Origin of the sequence: Pseudorhodoferax sp. LjRoot39, from assembly GCF_964253035.1 — a bacterium.
In the GTDB taxonomy this organism is placed as follows: domain Bacteria; phylum Pseudomonadota; class Gammaproteobacteria; order Burkholderiales; family Burkholderiaceae_C; genus Pseudorhodoferax.
Genome location: NZ_CAXUQL020000001.1, coordinates 1,376,396 through 1,392,335, shown reverse-complemented (window position 1 = coordinate 1,392,335; position 15,940 = coordinate 1,376,396). Strand labels below are relative to the sequence as shown.

Here is a 15,940-nt window from a genome sequence, read left to right as displayed (position 1 = left end):
CCTCAGAGCTCCGTCTTCAGGCTGTCGAAGGCTTCGCGCAGGAACTTGGCCGCCGGCTTGCGCGGGCCGGCCTGCTCGCGCCAGGACTGCAGTGCGAGCCGCATGGCGCCGATGGCCACCATGGCCACCATGCGCAGCGCCGGGCGGCGCTCGGGCTGGCGCCAGACCTCGCACAGCACCTCGAACACCACCTCCTCCTGCTGCGCATAGAAGGCCTGCTTGCGCGCCAGCAGCGCGGCGCTGGAGCGCATGAGCTGGTCCACCGCCGTCATCTGCTCGGTGGTGTAGCGCGCGATGTGCTTGACCATCACGTCGCGCACCGCGTCCAGCGGCGCCTGGTCGGGCGAGGCCTTGCGCAGGTCCTCCACCATGCGGGCCGAATCGGCCGCCTGCCAGAACACGATGATCTCGTCCTTGGACTTGAAGTGGGAGAAGAAGGCGCGGCGCGAGATGCCGGCCTCGGCCGCGATGGCGTCCAGCGTCGTGCCCTCGTAGCCCTGCACGAGGAACAGGCGCTGCGCCACCCCCGCGATGCGCTGGCGGGTGTCGCGGCGCTTGCGCTCGCGCAGGCCTTCTTCGGCGGGCGCAAGGCCCGTGCTGGGGGGAATTCCTGACATGGCCGGGGCTCTCTTGCAAACCTGCACTGGGTGCATTAAAGTTTGCACTCAGTGCAGTTTTCGACCGTCCAGTTTAGCCCCTCCCGCCACGCACCATGAACCGCCGGACCGCCTCCGACCGCCCCACCCTGCCCGCAGCGCACGCCAGGCTGGGCGCAGACCCTGTGCCGAACCTGGACCGTCGCGGGTTCAACGCCATGCTGATGGCCGCGCTGGCCGCACCCTGCGCGGCCGCGACGGAGGCCGCCCCCGCACCGGCCTACCGCGTGCTGGACTTCGACTGGGCCGATGCCGCACGCGCCCGCCCGGTGCCCGCGCGTCTGTACTGGCCCGCCGCCGCCACGCCCGCGCAGCCGGTGCCGCTGGTGGTGTTCTCGCACGGCATCGGCGGTTCGCGCCAGGGCTACAGCTACCTCGGGCGCCACTGGTCGGCCCACGGCGTGGCCAGCCTGCATGTGCAGCACGTGGGCAGCGATGCCGGCCTGTGGCGCGGCAACCCCTTCGGCATGGTCGGCCGGCTGCAGGCCGCAGCCCAGGAAACGGAAGCCCTGGCGCGCACCGCCGACCTGCGCTTCGCGCTGGACCGCATGCTTTCGGACGACAGCGGCGGCCTGGCCGCAGCCGTGGACCGCGAGCGCCTGGTGGCGGCCGGGCATTCCTATGGCGCCAACACCACGCTGCTGTCCGTGGGCGCGCAGGTGGAACGCGGCGGCCGCGCGGTCGACTGCCTGGATGCGCGCCTGCGTGCGGCCATCGTGCTGTCCGCGCCGCCCTTCTACGGCGAGGCCGACACGGCGGCGGTGCTGCGCAGCATCGCCGTGCCGACCGTGCACGTGACCTGCACCGAGGACGTGATCCACATCCCGGGCTACCACTCGGGGCTGCAGGACCGGCTGGCCATCTTCGACGCGATCGCGCACCCGCACAAGCTGCTGGCCGTGTTCCAGGGCGGTTCGCACAGCGTGTTCACCGACCGCACCGGCACCGGCGGCGCCGCGCTGAATGCGCAGGTCAAGCGCGCGACGGCCGAGCTCGGCCTGGCCTTCCTGGACCTCGTCTTCGCGCAGGACGGCAGCGCGCTGGCGCAATGGCAGGCCACATGGCGGCCCATCCTGAACGTGGCGCCGGGCGACCCGGGCCGCGTTCAGGGCGGTGGCCGCGGCATGCAGCTTGTAGGACGGCGCCGCGCTTGGGCGCCGATGGCGGGCTGAGGGGAATCCAGGGCGGCGTGCGGCGCGTAAGAGCAGAGCCGTCGCGCATCTCCGCGGCGGCCATCGCCACAGGAGCACACATGCAACGCTTTCCCCAACTCGCCTCGATCGCTCTGGCGACCGTGCTGTCGGTCGCCTCGGTCACGGCCTTCGCCCAGGTCACCGTCGGAGGCGCACCGATGCTGCCGACCAAGGACATCATCGACAACGCCGTCAACTCCAAGGACCACACCACGCTCGTCGCCGCGGTCAAGGCAGCGGGCCTCGTGGACACCCTGAAGGGCCCGGGCCCGTTCACCGTGTTCGCGCCGACGAATGCCGCCTTCGCGGCCCTGCCCGCAGGCACGGTCGACACCCTGCTCAAGCCCGAGAACAAGGCCATGCTGAGCGGCATCCTGACCTACCACGTCGTGGCGGGCAAGGTCGACGCCAAGTCGCTGGTGAAGATGGTCGAGGACGGCAAGGGCTCCGCGTCGCTCAAGACCGTGGCCGGCGGCACGCTGACGGCCAAGTCCAGCGGCGGCAAGGTCATGCTCACCGACGAGAAGGGCGGCACCGCGACCGTGACCATCGCCGACGTCATGCAGTCCAACGGCGTGATCCACGTGGTCGACAAGGTGCTGCTGCCCAAGTAAGGGCGCCTGCCGCCGGCACGGGTGCGCAGGCCCCGTGGGGCGCGAGGAAGAACGAAAAGCCGCTTGCACGAGCGGCTTTTTCATGGGCGGCGTGGCGCCACTTCACACCGACTTCACACAAGTCCCGGGCCTTCGCACTGCCTTCTCATGCGCGGCCGACAGTGGCTGCCGTGCACCGTCGCACGGCCACCTCCTGCGGACCCACCGTGATCGCCTTCCTTCTTCTCCCCCAGAGCGCCGCCGGGCGCTGGCTCGCTGCGGCCCTGCTGGCGCTGTGCGCCGCGCTGCTGCACCGCCCCGTGCTGGCCCAACCACGCGAGGCCGACGGCCCGCGCCAGCAGACCGAGAGCCCCTACTTCCTCGTGCGTGGCGACACGCCCGGCGTGGACGCGCTGCCGCTCAAGGGCACCGAGGTCTCCGTGCAGGTCTCCGGCGTGATCGCCGAGGTCCGCGTGGTCCAGCACTACCGCAACGAGGGCCAGGTGCCCATCGAGGCCGACTACGTGTTCCCGGGTTCCACGCGGGCCGCCGTGGGCGGCCTGCAGGTGCGCCTGGACGAGCGGGTCGTCACCGCGCAGATCCGCGAGAAGCAGCAGGCCCGCATCGAATTCGCCGCGGCGAAGCAGGAGGGCAAGACCGCCGCGCTGCTCGAGCAGCAGCGGCCCAACGTGTTCCAGATGCGCGTGGCCAACATCCTGCCCGGCGACGACGTGCAGGTGGAGCTGCGCTACACCGAGTTGCTGCTGCCGCAGGATGGCCGCTACGAATTCGTCTTCCCCACCGTCGTCGGCCCGCGCTATGCACATGCCGCCAGCCAGGGCAGCAACACCTGGGCGGCCCAGCCCACGCTGCGCGCCGGCCGGCCGCCCGCCAGCCGCTTCACGCTGCAGATGCAGCTGGACGCGCCGCTGCCGCTGCAGGACATCCGCTCGCGCACGCACGCCATCGATGTCGTGCAGGCGCAGGACCGGCCGCGCCACGCCAGCGTGCGCCTGGCCGACGGCAGCGGCCCGGCCAACAACCGCGACTTCGTGCTCGACTACGGCCTGGCCGGGGACGAACTGGCCGCCGGCCTCATGCTGTCCGAGGGCCAGGGGCCCAAGGCCGAGAACTACTTCCTCGCGCTGGTGGCGCCGCCCCAGGCCGTGGCGGCCACGCAGATCGCCCCGCGCGAATACATCTTCGTGGTCGACATCTCGGGCTCCATGCACGGCTTCCCGCTGGACACGGCCAAGACCATGCTGCAGCGCCTGATCGGTGGCCTGCGGCAAACCGACCGCTTCAACGTGCTGCTGTTCTCGGGCAGCAGCCGCATGCTGGCGCCCCAGTCGGTACCGGCCACGCAGGCCCACATCGCCCGCGCACTGTCGGCGCTGGACCAGACCATGGGCGCGGGCGGCACCGAGCTGATCCCGGCGCTGCGCCGCGTCTACGCCGAGCCCAAGACGCCCGACGTGGCGCGCACCATCGTCGTCGTGACCGACGGCTACGTGACGGTGGAGCAGGAGGCCTTCGCACTGGTGCGCAAGCACCTGAACCAGGCCAACCTGTTCGCCTTCGGCATCGGCTCCTCGGTCAACCGCGCGCTGCTCGAAGGCCTGGCCCGCGCCGGTGGTGGCGAGCCCTTCGTCATCACCGACCCGGTGCAGGCGCCCGAGCAGGCGGCGCGCTTTCGGCGCATGGTGGAGTCGCCCGTGCTGACCAGCGTGCGGCTGCAGTTCGAAGGCCTGGACGTGTACGACCTCGAACCCGCCGTGCAGCCCGACGTGCTGGGCCAGCGCCCCGTCGTGGTGTTCGGCAAGTGGCGCGGCAGGCCCCAGGGCCGCATGCTGGTCCAGGGCCACACCGCCGCTGGCCCCTGGGAGCAAAGCGTGGAGGTGCAGCCCGCCCCGCCCGGCCAGGCCGCGGCCCTGCCCGCGCTCTGGGCCCGCCACCGCATCGCCCAGCTGGCCGACCAGGAGGCGCTGGAAGGCGGCGACGCCCAGCGCGCCGCGATCACCCAGCTCGGCCTGGACTACGCGCTGCTGACGCCCTACACCAGCTTCATCGCGATCGACCAGGTGGTGCGCAACCCGGCACCGGCCGACAGCCAGCGCGTGCAGCAGCCGCAGCCGCTGCCCCAGGGCGTGGGCGAACGCGCACTGGGCGAAAGCGCCACGGTGATCGCCGGTGCCGAGGTGCCCAGCACGCCCGAGCCCGAGACCCTGGGCGCCGTGCTGCTGGTGCTCTCGGTGCTGGCCATGCTGCGCCGCCGTGCCCAGCGCACGCGCAACGGGAGCTTCACGCGATGAGCCCCCACGACCTGGTCCGCAGCCCGCGCTTCGTGCGCTGGGGCATCGCCCTCGACCGCCTGCCCGCGGGGGCCTGGATCGCGCTGCAGGCGCTGGCCCTGCTGCCCGCCTGGGCCTGGATGGCGCGGCGCCTGGCCGACGGCGCCGACGACCCGCTGGGCCTGTTGGCACTGGCCGCGCTCGCCACGCTGGCCGGCCTGCACCGCAAGGCCTTGCGCGCCTCGCCCGCGCTGGGCTGGCTGGCCGCCGCCACCGCGCTGACGTTGGCGGCCACGCTGCTGCGCGGCGCGCTGCCGCCGCTGCTGGCCAGCCTGCTGGCCGTGCTGGCCCTGGCCACGGCGCTGCTGGCCTTCCTGCCACGCCAGGTTGCCGCCACGCCGGTGCTGCTGCTCGCCGTGCTGGCGCTGCCGCTGCTGTCCTCGCTGCAGTTCTACGCGGGCTACCCGCTGCGCGTGCTCACGGCCACGGCCTCGCAGGGGCTGCTGGCACCGTTCTTCACGGTCTGGCGCGAAGGCAGCGCATTGCTCGTGGACGGCCGCCTCGTCATCGTGGATGCGCCCTGCTCGGGCGTGCAGATGGCCTGGCTGGGCTACTTCACGGCCGGCGCCACGGCGCTGTGGGCCGGCCTGGCCGACCGGACCGTGCTGGCGCGCCTGCCATGCGTGGGCCTGACGGTGCTGGCCGGCAACGTGCTGCGCAACACCTTGCTCGTGGCGGCCGAGGGCGCGGGCCGGCCGCTGCCGGCCTGGGGCCACGAGGCGCTGGGCCTGGTGGTGCTCGGCGCGGTCTGCGCCGCCGTCGCCTGGCAGGTCCAGCGGCCCCTTGCCCAACCCCTGTCGCCCGGAGTGCGCCATGCCCACGCGGCTTGAAACCCTGTTCGCCAACCGCTTCGTGCAGCGCGTGCTGCACAAGACCGTCTTCGCCACCGGCCTGGCCTCGTGCCTGCTCTGGAGCGCGGCCCAGGCCGTCTGGCCCAGCGCCGCAGCGCCGGCCGAGGCCACCGCCTGGGAATGGCCCAGCCAGTGGGACGGCGCCGCACTGCGGCCCCTGGCCCTGGGGCCGGTGGAGCAGCGCTTCGCGCGGCAGTTCCCGGGCGCCATCGCGCGCATGACGGACGGCGAACGCGTGCTGGTGTTGCGCCATGTATTGGTGCCCACGCGCATGCTGCACCCGGCCGAGGACTGCTACCGCGCGCTGGGCTACGGCATCGCCGCCGCCAGGCTTGAGCACGACGCCCACGCGAAGCTGTGGCGCTGCTTCACTGCCACGCGCCCGGCCAACGCAGCAGGCCGGCCGCTGCGCGTGTGCGAACGCACGACCGACGCCCAGGGCCAGGCCTTCACCGACACCTCGGCCTGGTACTGGGCGGCCCTGCGCGGCCAGTCCACCGGCCCCTGGCTGGCGGTGACGACGGCCACGCCCATCGCATCGCGGGACCTGCTGTGACCCTCGGCCGCGCCGTGCGTCTGCTGCTGGCCGTGCTGGCGGGCCTGCTGGCGGCCGCGCTGCTCGCCACCGCCGTGACGCTGCACCTGCTGGCACCGCGCCCCGGCGAATGGGCGGCGCCGCTGCGCATCGGCCCCTGGCACACGGAGGTCAGCGTGCCGGCCGCGCTGCGGCTGGCCACGGCCCCACCCTTCGCGCGCTGGCTGGATGGCCGCCGCCTGGCCACGCGCTGGGGGCCGGTGCAGTTGCAGTGGCAGGCGGCCGACCGCAGCCTGCACCTGCAGTGCGCGCCCTGCCGGCTGCCGGCGCCCGCGCTGGGCAGCGCACCGCTGCAGCTGCAGCGGCTGCAGCTCTCGGTGTTCCGCGACTTCGAGACCGTGCAGGGCCAGCTGCGTGCCGACACGGGCACGGACAGCGGCCCGGCCCTGCAGGCCTGGTTCACGGGCCGGCTGCAGCCAGGCGGCCTGGCGCTGCATCTGCGCCTGCCCGCCACGCCGATCGCCGACGCCTACGCCGTGCTGGCGCCGCAGCTGCCCGAGCTGCGCCAGGCGCGCATCGGTGGCCAGGTGGCGCTGCGCGTGCAGGTGCAGCTGCCCGAGGGCCCACTGCGCGTGGTGCCACAGGTCGAAGGTTTCGCGGTCCAGGGCCTGGGCACCGAAGCGCTGGCCCATGCGGCCAGCGCTTGTGGCGCGCCGAGCCGGCTGCGCCAGCGCGACTGGCTGGTGCGTGCCGTGCTCGCGGCCGAAGACCAGCGCTTCTACGAACACCCGGGCTACGACCTGCAGGAACTGCAGGCCGCGCTGCAGAGCAACCAGGCCGCGGGCGCAGTCCGGCGCGGCGGCAGCACCTTGAGCCAGCAACTGGCCAAGCGCCTCGCCACAGGCGACGAACGCAGCGCCACGCGCAAGCTGCGCGAGCTGCTGTACGCGGTGGAGATGGAGCAGACGCTGGGCAAGGCGCGCATCCTGCAGCTGTACCTGGACAACGCGCCCTGGGGGCGCGGGCTGTGCGGTGCCGAGGCGGCGGCGCGCGGCTACTTCGGCCGCAGCGCGCGGCAGCTGGCGCCCGCGCAGGCGGTGTGGCTGGCGGCCATGCTGCACCAGCCCGATGCCGAGGCGAGCACGTGGATGCGCAGCGGTGGCATTGCGCTCGAACGGGCCGAGTGGGTCGCCGGCAACCTGCGCGGCGGGACGCTGAAGCGCGAGCGACGGGCTGTGCGTGCTGCACTTGGCACGATGGCGGCTCCGGCTCCGCAATAGGCCGGTGCGTGCCTCCCCTTGACCATTTGCCCGGCATGTAGAACTACATCTCGCGGCCGCTGAACAACAAGCCCTGCGCAACCGCTGTCGATGCGGCGTGGAGCTACTCCTCGCTGCGCCGCGCAAAGCCTGAAACGATACCGACCAACAGAAGACTTGCGATCCAGCCAAAGAGCGTTTGGAACCACACCAGCCACCGCACCAGATGCCCCGGGCTGAACGCAAGAAACTCATTCCACGGCGTGGCCTGCGGCGTGGGGACCAACGCGCCCCATGCCTTGTCTTGACCGAGATCCACCAGCGGCAAGAGGAGGTCCAGCGAATAGGCGAGCGGACTGAAGGTCGAGTACTCGGCCAGGAGAGGACCGCACAGGTACCAGTTGCGTGCGTTCTGCGTGCCTGCGCCAGCCGCAGAGACTGCGACCGGGCTGTCGGACACGCACGACGCATACCGCTCGTGCTGGAACACCAGTGGATCGGATGGTCCGATGGCACCGTGCGGCGGCAGCGCAAGCCGCCAATAGCAAAAGGCGCAAAACAACCAGACCAGGGTCATCCAAGCCATCAGCCGCATCGGCCGGTAGCCATAGCCACTCAACATTCCAAACAAGGAATGCCCTGACCGCGCGACCACACGCCTGCACCACGCCACAGGCGGCCATACTCCCTCACGAGACTGCCCTATGCGCCCGATCCTGTACAGCTGTTGCTCGAATGCGACCCCAATCTGGCGCGCGTCCTCGGCATGCCCCATATCACGCAATACATGCTGCAACTGACGCCAGGGCTGTGGGCGAAAGTCGTCGCTGCGCCCATTTCCGCCCAGATGCTCGACGCTTTGCTTTTGCAGCCATCCCAGACGAGCCTTGCCCAGTGCGCGTGCGTCGTCGTGCAAAGCACCATAGCGCAGACCATCCAGCACCGACCCTGCAGCCCAAGAGTCGATCGCATCGACCAGAACCGCCACCTCCATGTGGCTTGCGTCCACGCGCACAGGCGTCTCCAGCTTGTTGAAGAGCCAAGCGCCCATGACGACTGCGCGTTTGAGCAAAAGCGCATGCTTCCCTTCGGCCTCGAATTGTCCGCCGCTGCATGCGAGGTCGCCGCCGATCTGCGCGCCTCGCAGCCGCACCTGTCCGGTCGCCCTGAATGTTCGGTTCAAGAAAACGCTGCCCTTCACGACCACACGTTCGGCCGAAAGCGCGTCGCCATTCTTGGCCTCGAACTTTCCGTCGGCGCATTCCAACTTGCCCCCAATGTGCGCGCCAGAAAGCGACACGGTCCCGGTCGCCTTGAAGGTCCCCTTGGAGTCACTGTTGAAAAAAACGCTGCCGGCCACAAACGCGCGATTGGCCAACAGCGCATCGCCGCCATTGCCTTCAAACTGCCCACGGCAGCACTGAAGGTCGCCCCCGATCTGCGCACCGAGCAGTTGCACGGTTCCGGTCGCCTTGAAACCGTCGTTGAAGATCACGTCGCCCTTGACAACTGCGCCATCGGCACGAAACGCTTCTTTATCCGTGCGCTCGAAATGCCCGCCACCGCATTCCAGGTCGCCGCCGATGTGCGCGCTTAACAGCCGTACTTGGCCAACCGCCTTGAACCGATGTCGCAGAAATAGTCCTCCGGCGCACCGCAAACGGTCCGCATTAAGGCCCTGGGCCAAGTGGCTCTCCTCCAGCGTCATCAGCCCCTCCACCCTCGCGTCCTGCGCACGCACAGGTCCGACGAACCGGCAGCACTTGAGGCTGACGTTGTACGGAATGCGGCAGCCGGTCAAATCGAGCTGATCGGTGACATAAGCGCCTTTCAGCTGGACGCCTCGCTCATGCACCGGCGCCTGGGCGTCTCCGCCCAACAGAAGGAAACGCAGAAACGGGGCGCGGATGTGCCGCGTGTCAGTAGGCACTTCAGGCAACGAGGCCCCCAGCTCAGCCACTTCGCCCCGCCGGCAAGCGAGCAACAACGCCTGCTCGCCTGGTAGCAATGGCTGGAAGTCGCTCAGCAATCTCCCGACCGCAAGCTTGGCGATGGGCTCTCGACGAATGCGCGCGACGCTGGTTGGCTTGGGCATGATGTTGCGCTGGCGTAATCAAGATGCTGAATGGGCACGAGCGCGCACAGAATTTCAGGGAGTCCCACAAGACCGCGGCCCCGATTCTGCGCACGCACTGATTGAATCATGTCGGCCTTGAGAATTGGCCGGCACGAGTCGCTCGACTGCGCGGGTGGCAGCCCGCCTGGGCCTCCCCCGATCCATGGTGTCAGCACGCCGCTGGCCTCACACGGCAGGCCCTCGTTGCGGCTCGGTGCCTCACCTGCTGCGCTTGCGCCTTGATCCCGCCAACCCAGGCTTCGGACCGTGGTTTGAGAACGTAGGGCCAGCGGATGCTCTGCTAAGGGTGCTCCACCCGCACCGCATCCCCTACCACGATCTCGCCTCCTTGCAGCACGCGCGCCGTCATGCCGCCGTGTCCGCGCAGCGCGTTGTAGCCGCCCGGGCCCAGCACCGATTCCATCTTCGAGCAGGGATCGCAGGGGCCGGTCAGCTGCAGCACCACCAAGGCGCCGATGCGCAGTACCAGCGGCTGATCGGCGAACAGAGCGCGCGCCGCGACGAGGTTGAGCCCCTGGACCACGAGGTTGCGGCGCAGTTGCGTCGGCGTCACCTGCGCGAGCCCGGCCCAGGCCGCCACCAGAGGCAGGTGCTCGGCCTGCAGCAGCGTGACCTGTCGCTTGCCACCGGGCGCGCGTGTGGACGCCCGCTGCGCGCTGCGGTCGCCCTGCAGACCACGGTCGGGCAGCGCCAGAGCGCGCTCGACCGACAGAGCAGGCGCCTCGCGGGCAGGCCGCAACACGATGGCCTGCAGGCGGCCGGTATATGGAAACTGGCAGGTCAGCTGGCGCAGGTCGGGCATGGCGCGCATGCTCGCACAGCGACGCACCCTCAGCGCCGCACCCGCCCACCCAGCACCCCCACCACCTCGCGGAACACCGCATTGCCGGCCCCCGCGTGCGCGAGGTCCAGCACGTGGCTGGCGGCGTAGTAGGGGCTCAGGTCCAGCCCCACGCCCACGCCGACCAGCGCGATCTGCCCCTGCTGCTCGATGCGCTGCGCCACCTGCTGCAGGTGCCGGTCCAGCGTGTGCATGCCGTTGGCCAGGCGCGTGGCGCCGTCCATGGGGCAGCCGTCGGAGAACACCAGCAGCATGCGGCGCTCGGCCTCCTGCGCGGCGAGGCGGCCGGCGGCCCACTGCAGCGCCTCGCCGTCCACGCCTTCGCGGAACAGGTCGGGCTTGAGCAGCGCGGCGATGCCGGGGCGCGCGCGGCGCCAGGGCGTGGCCGCGTCCTTGAACACGATGTGGCACAGCTCGTTGAGCCGGCCGGGCCGCGCGGGGCGGCCGGCGCGCTGCCAGTCGCGCTGGGCCCGGCCGCCGTTCCAGGCGCCCGTGGTGAAGCCCAGCACCTCGCAGCGCGCGCCGATGCGCTCCAGCGCGCGCGCCAGCACGTCGGCCAGCATGGCCGTCCATTCGGCGTGCTCCTTCATCGAGGCCGAGCAGTCGAGCAGCAGCGTCACGGCGCAGTCGGCCAGCGGCTGCGTGCGCGCGGCGCGGAACAGCCGGCGCTCGGTCGGCAGCGCCACCAGCCGGGCCAGCCGGCGGCCGTCGAGCAGGCCCTCCTCCTGGCCGTCGTGCCAGCCGTCGGCGTGGGGGCGGGCCAGCAATGCCTGCAGCGCGCGCACCAGCCAGGGCAGCTGCACGGCCTGGCGGGCGATGCGCGCGTCCAGCCGCTCGCGCAGTTCGCGCAATGCGTCGGGGCGCACCAGTGCGGTAGCGGCCACCTCGCGGTCGTAGGCGCGCGTGAAGACCCGGTAGGCCTCTGACCCGCCTTCGAGCACGCGGGCATCGCCGGCCTGGGCCAGGCGGCCGGCCTCGCCGGCCGGTGGGTCGAAGTCCATCAGCACGCGAAAGCCGGTAGCTTGCTCTTCTTCCTCGCCGTCGCGCGCGGCCGCCTCCTGCTCGGCCGCTTCGGCACCATGGGCCAGCATGGCGGCCACGGCGCGCGCGATGGCCAGCGCATGCAGCGCATAGGCGGCCTGGTCGTGGCGCTGGCGGCGCAGGCCGGCGAGGTCGGTGCCCAGCTGCGGCACGAGCTCGGCGCGCGTGCCTTCGATGAGGTCTTCGGTCTCCTCCATGACCGGCTCGCCCGTCACGCGCGAACGGCTGATCTGCGCCACGGTGTAGAGCAGCATGCCGCGCGTGGTCTCGTTGAGCCGCGCATGGTGGTAGGCGCGCGACCAGGCGTCGAAACGGTGGCGCAGGTTGCGCGCCACGCCGGGCATGGCGGAATCGGCCAGGGATTCGCAGCGCAGCTGTTCCAGCAGCTCGAACAGCAGGCGTTCCACGGGCGGCTGCGGGCACAGGCTGCGGTGCAGCGCCGCATCGCTGTGCGCCAGCCGCAGCGCGATGCCGTCGGCCGCGCCGCGGAAGGAGCCCGCGTCGTCGCCCTGCTCCAGCGCGGGCGCCAGGTGCGGGCCGAACAGCGGCAGCGGCTGGCGGCCGCGGTGCAGGCGCCGGCCGCGGAAATGCAGATCGGCCTCACCGCTCAGCGCGCGGATGGCACCGGCGCTGAGTTCCTCCACCTGCTCGTGCCAGCGCGCCAGCTGCGGCGGCGTGGGTGGCACGCCGGCCGCATCGGCGCGTGGCGGCTCGGGCCAGTGGCGCGGCGTCACTGGATACCCGACGGTTCCAGTTCACGGTCCAGGCAGCGCTGGAAGTATTCGGCCACGACGGGGCGCTCGGCCTCGTCGCACTTGTTGGCGTACGAGAGCCGGAAGGCTGTTGCCGCGTCGCCGAAGATCTGCAGGTTCTCGGCCCAGGTGATCACGGTGCGCGGCGACATCAGCGTGGACACGTCGCCCGCCGCGAAGCCTTTGCGCGTGAGCGTGGCCAGCGCCACCATCTGCGCCACCAGGCGGCGGCCGGCCTCGTCGCCCAGCGCCGGCACGCGCGCCAGCACGATGGCCTCTTCCTCCGCGGGCTGCAGGTAGTCCAGCGCGGCGACGATGTTCCAGCGGTCGATCTGCGCGTGGTTGAGCCGCTGCACGCCGTGGTACAGGCCATTGAGGTTGCCCTGGCCCACGGTGTTGGCGGTGGCGAACAGCCGGAACGCCGGATGCGGCGTGAGCACGGTGTTCTGGTCCAGCAGCGTGAGGCGGCCACCCTGCTCCAGCACGCGCTGGATCACGAACATCACGTCGGGCCGGCCCGCGTCGTACTCGTCGAACACCAGGGCCACGGGCCGCTGCAGCGCCCAGGGCAGGATGCCGGGCTGGAACGCGGTGACCTGCTTGCCGTCCTTGAGCACCACGGCGTCGCGGCCGATCAGGTCGAGCCGGCCCACGTGGCCGTCCAGGTTCACACGCAGGCAGGGCCAGTTCAGCCGCGCCGCCACCTGCTCGATGTGGGTGGACTTGCCGGTGCCGTGCAGGCCCTGCACCAGCACGCGCCGGTTGTGCGCGAAGCCGGCCAAGAGCGCGAGCGTCACGTCGTGCTGGAAGCGGTAGGCCGGGTCGGTCTCGGGCACATGGGCGTCGGGCGTGCGGAAAGCGGGCACCCGCAGATCGCTGTCCAGCCCGAAGACCTCGCGCACGCTGACCTGGGTGTCGGGAACGGTGGTGGGGTCGATCATGGCCAGGGTCCTAGGCAGAAGTCTGGCGCGGCACGGCGTGCTCGATGGCGGCCAGCGCGCGGGCGGCGCGCTGCAGCGCGGGCAGCACGCTTTCGGCCTTCTCGCGCGGCAGCCGCATGACAGGCGCCTGCACCGCCACGCACAGGTTGGAGCGGCCGGCATCGGACGGCACCAGCACGGCCACGCAGAGCAGGCCGGGCAGGAACTCCTCGTCGTCCAGCGCATGGCCGGCGCGGCGCACGGCCTTGAGCGCGGTTTCCAGCTGGGACAGGTCGGTCACGGTCTTGGGCGTGTAGGCCATCAGCGGCGCGTGGCCCAGCAGGCGCTGGCGCTGCGCGGGGCTCATCTGCGCCAGCAGCAGCTTGCCGCTGGCCGAGCAGTGCGCCGGCACGCGCGAGCCAGGGGCCAGGTAGAAGCGCAGCGGCGCAGCCGTCTCCACGCGGTCCAGGTAGACCACCTCGTCGCCTGCCAGCGCGGTGATGTTGCAGCTCTCGCCCACCTCTTCCACGAGCCGGCGCAGCACGGCATGGCGCGCGCCGTGGAAGGTGTCGTTGAGCAGCAGGTTCTCGGCCAGGCGGCGCAGGCGCACGCCGGTGCCGTAGTGGCGGCCGTCGCCCTCGCGCTGCAGCAGGCCCGCGCCTTCGAGCTGCTGCAGCATGCGGTGCAGCGTGGGCTTGGGCAGGCCGGTCTCGTCCACCAGGGCTTGCAGCGTGAACAGCTGGTCGCGCGCGGCGATGACCTCCAGCAGCGCGAACAGCCGCATCGTGGGCGTGTCGCCCGAGAGCTCGGCCGCGGCGCCGGCGGGCAGGGAGGGTGGAACGATGTGCATGGCGTTGGATGTTCTCATATTCCGTTATTCGGACCAAGAAGTTTCATTTTTCGAAATTTGTTGACGTTCTGAAGCCGAGCTTCCTAGAATCCGCTGGCAATTCGACCTACCCCGTTTTCACCGGAGACCCCCATGAGCCAGACCACCACCGACGGCCGCAGCGTCGTTGCCGGCGTGCAGAAGATGACGCCTTCCGAAGCCTTCGTCGAAACCATGGTCGCCAATGGCGTGCGCCACATCTTCGGCATCATGGGTTCGGCCTTCATGGACGCGATGGACATCTTCGCGCCGGCCGGCATCACGCTGATCCCGGTGGTGCACGAGCAGGGCGCGGCCCACATGGCCGACGGCTACGCGCGCGCCAGCGGCCAGCACGGCGTGGTGATCGGCCAGAACGGCCCCGGCATCAGCAACTGCGTGACGGCCATCGCAGCGGCCTACTGGGCGCACAGCCCGGTCGTCATGATCACGCCCGAGACCGGCACCATGGGCATGGGCCTGGGCGGCTTCCAGGAAGCCAACCAGCTGCCGATGTTCCAGGAGTTCACCAAGTACCAGGGCCATGTGACCAACCCCAAGCGCATGGCCGAGTTCACCGCGCGCTGCTTCGACCGCGCGATGAGCGAGATGGCGCCCACGCAGCTGAACATCCCGCGCGACTACTTCTACGGCGAGATCCAGTGCGAGATTCCCAAGCCCATGCGCGTGGAGCGCGGCGCGGGTGGCGAGAACAGCATGGCGGCTGCGGCCGAGCTGCTGGCGAATGCCAAGTTCCCGGTGATCCTGGCCGGCGGCGGCGTGGTGCTGGGCGATGCGGTGGAGGAGACCAAGGCACTCGCCGAGCGGCTGGGCGCCCCGGTCTGCAACGGCTACCTGCGCAACGACAGCTTCCCCGCCAGCCATCCGCTGTGGGCCGGCCCGCTGGGCTACCAGGGCAGCAAGGCTGCCATGAAGCTGATCAGCCAGGCCGACGTGGTCATCGCGCTGGGTTCGCGCATGGGCCCCTTCGGCACGCTGCCGCAGCACGGCATGGACTACTGGCCCAAGGACGCGAAGATCATCCAGGTGGAGGCCGACCACACCAACCTGGGCCTGGTGAAGAAGATCCACGTGGGCATCCATGGCGACGCCAAGGCCGTGGCCAAGGCGCTGCTGGCGCGCATCGGCGGCCAGAGCCTGGCCTGCGACGCCACCAAGGGCGAGCGCGCTACGAGGATCGCCGCCGAGAAGGCCGCCTGGGAGAAGGAGCTGACGGAGTGGACTCAGGAGCGCGACCCCTTCAGCCAGGACATGGTGGCCGAAGCCAAGGGCGAGAAGACCTTCAACGGCGGCGACTACCTGAGCCCGCGCCAGGTGCTGCGCGAGCTGGAAAAGGCCATGCCGCCGCGCGCGATGGTGTCCACCGACATCGGCAACATCAACGCCGTGTCGAACAGCTACCTGCGCTTCGAGGAGCCGCGCAGCTTCTTCGCGCCCATGAGCTTCGGCAACTGCGGCTACTCGCTGCCCACCATGATCGGCGCCAAGCTGGCCTGCCCGGACCGCCCGGCCATCGCCTACGCGGGCGACGGCGCCTGGGCCATGAGCATGACCGAGATCATGACGGCCGTGCGCCACGGCATCCCGGTCACGGCCGTGGTGTTCCACAACCGCCAGTGGGGCGCGGAGAAGAAGAACCAGGTGGACTTCTACAACCGCCGCTTCGTCGCCGGCGAGCTGGAGAGCCCGAGCTTCGCGGGCATCGCGCAGAGCATGGGCGCAGAAGGCATCGTGGTGGACGACCTGGCCCAGGTGGGCGCCGCGCTCAAGAAGGCCATCGATCTGCAGATGAACGAGAAGAAGACCTGCGTGATCGAGATCATGTGCACGCGCGAACTCGGCGACCCGTTCCGCCGCGACGCGCTGGCCAAGCCGGTGCGCTTTTTGGACAAGTACAAGGACTACGTCTGAGTCCCGGGGGC

13 protein-coding genes are annotated in these 15,940 nt (G+C 71.0%); 7 read left to right on the top strand and 6 right to left on the bottom strand.

Annotation, left to right across the window (positions count from 1 at the left end; all coding sequences use genetic code 11):
- Positions 1-2: 2 nt before the first annotated feature.
- Positions 3-617 (bottom strand): TetR/AcrR family transcriptional regulator, encoded by a 615-nt coding sequence (locus ACSQ4M_RS06605; RefSeq protein ID WP_436188801.1) that lies wholly within the window; start codon positions 615-617, stop codon positions 3-5.
- A gap of 95 nt (positions 618-712) precedes the next feature.
- Here ACSQ4M_RS06605 and ACSQ4M_RS06600 point away from each other — a divergent pair, with 95 nt between their 5' ends.
- The 6 genes from ACSQ4M_RS06600 (at position 713) to ACSQ4M_RS06575 (ending at position 7,459) form a co-directional block, all read left to right on the top strand.
- Positions 713-1,828, top strand: coding sequence for an alpha/beta hydrolase family protein (locus ACSQ4M_RS06600; RefSeq protein WP_436188800.1), 1,116 nt, complete (start codon positions 713-715; stop codon positions 1,826-1,828).
- Positions 1,829-1,908: 80 nt separating this feature from the next.
- Positions 1,909-2,463, top strand: coding sequence for a fasciclin domain-containing protein (locus ACSQ4M_RS06595; RefSeq protein ID WP_436188799.1), 555 nt, complete (start codon positions 1,909-1,911; stop codon positions 2,461-2,463).
- Between the two features lie 206 nt (positions 2,464-2,669).
- Positions 2,670-4,754 (top strand): VIT domain-containing protein, encoded by a 2,085-nt coding sequence (locus ACSQ4M_RS06590; RefSeq protein ID WP_436188798.1) that lies wholly within the window; start codon positions 2,670-2,672, stop codon positions 4,752-4,754.
- The gene (gene xrtQ, locus ACSQ4M_RS06585) at positions 4,751-5,623 is read left to right on the top strand and encodes an exosortase Q (protein ID WP_436188797.1); all 873 of its coding nucleotides are present in this window, start codon (positions 4,751-4,753) and stop codon (positions 5,621-5,623) included. The genes ACSQ4M_RS06590 and xrtQ overlap by 4 nt, the downstream gene beginning before the upstream one ends.
- Positions 5,607-6,200, top strand: coding sequence for a hypothetical protein (locus ACSQ4M_RS06580; RefSeq protein ID WP_436188796.1), 594 nt, complete (start codon positions 5,607-5,609; stop codon positions 6,198-6,200). Before xrtQ ends, ACSQ4M_RS06580 begins: the two co-directional genes overlap by 17 nt.
- A complete protein-coding gene (locus ACSQ4M_RS06575) occupies positions 6,197-7,459 on the top strand; it encodes a biosynthetic peptidoglycan transglycosylase (RefSeq protein ID WP_436188795.1) in 1,263 nt (420 codons plus the stop codon). Before ACSQ4M_RS06580 ends, ACSQ4M_RS06575 begins: the two co-directional genes overlap by 4 nt.
- 103 nt (positions 7,460-7,562) lie before the next feature.
- Here the strand turns inward: ACSQ4M_RS06575 and ACSQ4M_RS06570 are convergent, their stop codons facing one another.
- The 5 genes from ACSQ4M_RS06570 to ACSQ4M_RS06550 form a co-directional block, all read right to left on the bottom strand.
- Positions 7,563-9,533, bottom strand: coding sequence for a hypothetical protein (locus ACSQ4M_RS06570; RefSeq protein ID WP_436188794.1), 1,971 nt, complete (start codon positions 9,531-9,533; stop codon positions 7,563-7,565).
- Between the two features lie 322 nt (positions 9,534-9,855).
- Positions 9,856-10,377, bottom strand: a complete 522-nt coding sequence (locus tag ACSQ4M_RS06565) for an MOSC domain-containing protein (protein WP_436188793.1) — start codon at positions 10,375-10,377, stop codon at positions 9,856-9,858.
- Positions 10,378-10,406: 29 nt separating this feature from the next.
- Complete coding sequence (locus tag ACSQ4M_RS06560) at positions 10,407-12,143, bottom strand: cobaltochelatase CobT-related protein (protein WP_436193972.1); 1,737 nt, start codon at positions 12,141-12,143, stop codon at positions 10,407-10,409.
- Positions 12,144-12,187: 44 nt separating this feature from the next.
- A complete protein-coding gene (locus tag ACSQ4M_RS06555) occupies positions 12,188-13,150 on the bottom strand; it encodes an AAA family ATPase (RefSeq protein ID WP_436188792.1) in 963 nt (320 codons plus the stop codon).
- A 10-nt stretch (positions 13,151-13,160) separates the two neighbouring features.
- Positions 13,161-13,979: an IclR family transcriptional regulator gene (locus ACSQ4M_RS06550; protein WP_436188791.1), complete on the bottom strand. Its 819-nt coding sequence runs from the start codon at positions 13,977-13,979 to the stop codon at positions 13,161-13,163.
- Between the two features lie 132 nt (positions 13,980-14,111).
- Here ACSQ4M_RS06550 and xsc point away from each other — a divergent pair, with 132 nt between their 5' ends.
- Positions 14,112-15,929, top strand: coding sequence for a sulfoacetaldehyde acetyltransferase (gene xsc, locus ACSQ4M_RS06545; RefSeq protein WP_436188790.1), 1,818 nt, complete (start codon positions 14,112-14,114; stop codon positions 15,927-15,929).
- The last annotated feature ends 11 nt before the right edge of the window (positions 15,930-15,940 follow it).

Excerpts from the sequence above, each read along its gene's own strand:
- ACSQ4M_RS06605 (WP_436188801.1), bottom strand. The coding sequence starts at position 617 with ATGTCAGGAATTCCCCCCAGCACGGGCCTTGCGCCCGCCGAAGAAGGC.
- ACSQ4M_RS06595 (WP_436188799.1), top strand. The coding sequence starts at position 1,909 with ATGCAACGCTTTCCCCAACTCGCCTCGATCGCTCTGGCGACCGTGCTG.
- ACSQ4M_RS06555 (WP_436188792.1), bottom strand. The coding sequence starts at position 13,150 with ATGATCGACCCCACCACCGTTCCCGACACCCAGGTCAGCGTGCGCGAG.
- ACSQ4M_RS06550 (WP_436188791.1), bottom strand. The coding sequence starts at position 13,979 with ATGCACATCGTTCCACCCTCCCTGCCCGCCGGCGCCGCGGCCGAGCTC.
- xsc (WP_436188790.1), top strand. The coding sequence starts at position 14,112 with ATGAGCCAGACCACCACCGACGGCCGCAGCGTCGTTGCCGGCGTGCAG.
- ACSQ4M_RS06580 (WP_436188796.1), top strand. The coding sequence starts at position 5,607 with ATGCCCACGCGGCTTGAAACCCTGTTCGCCAACCGCTTCGTGCAGCGC.
- ACSQ4M_RS06565 (WP_436188793.1), bottom strand. The coding sequence starts at position 10,377 with ATGCCCGACCTGCGCCAGCTGACCTGCCAGTTTCCATATACCGGCCGC.
- ACSQ4M_RS06570 (WP_436188794.1), bottom strand. The coding sequence starts at position 9,533 with ATGCCCAAGCCAACCAGCGTCGCGCGCATTCGTCGAGAGCCCATCGCC.
- ACSQ4M_RS06600 (WP_436188800.1), top strand. The coding sequence starts at position 713 with ATGAACCGCCGGACCGCCTCCGACCGCCCCACCCTGCCCGCAGCGCAC.
- xrtQ (WP_436188797.1), top strand. The coding sequence starts at position 4,751 with ATGAGCCCCCACGACCTGGTCCGCAGCCCGCGCTTCGTGCGCTGGGGC.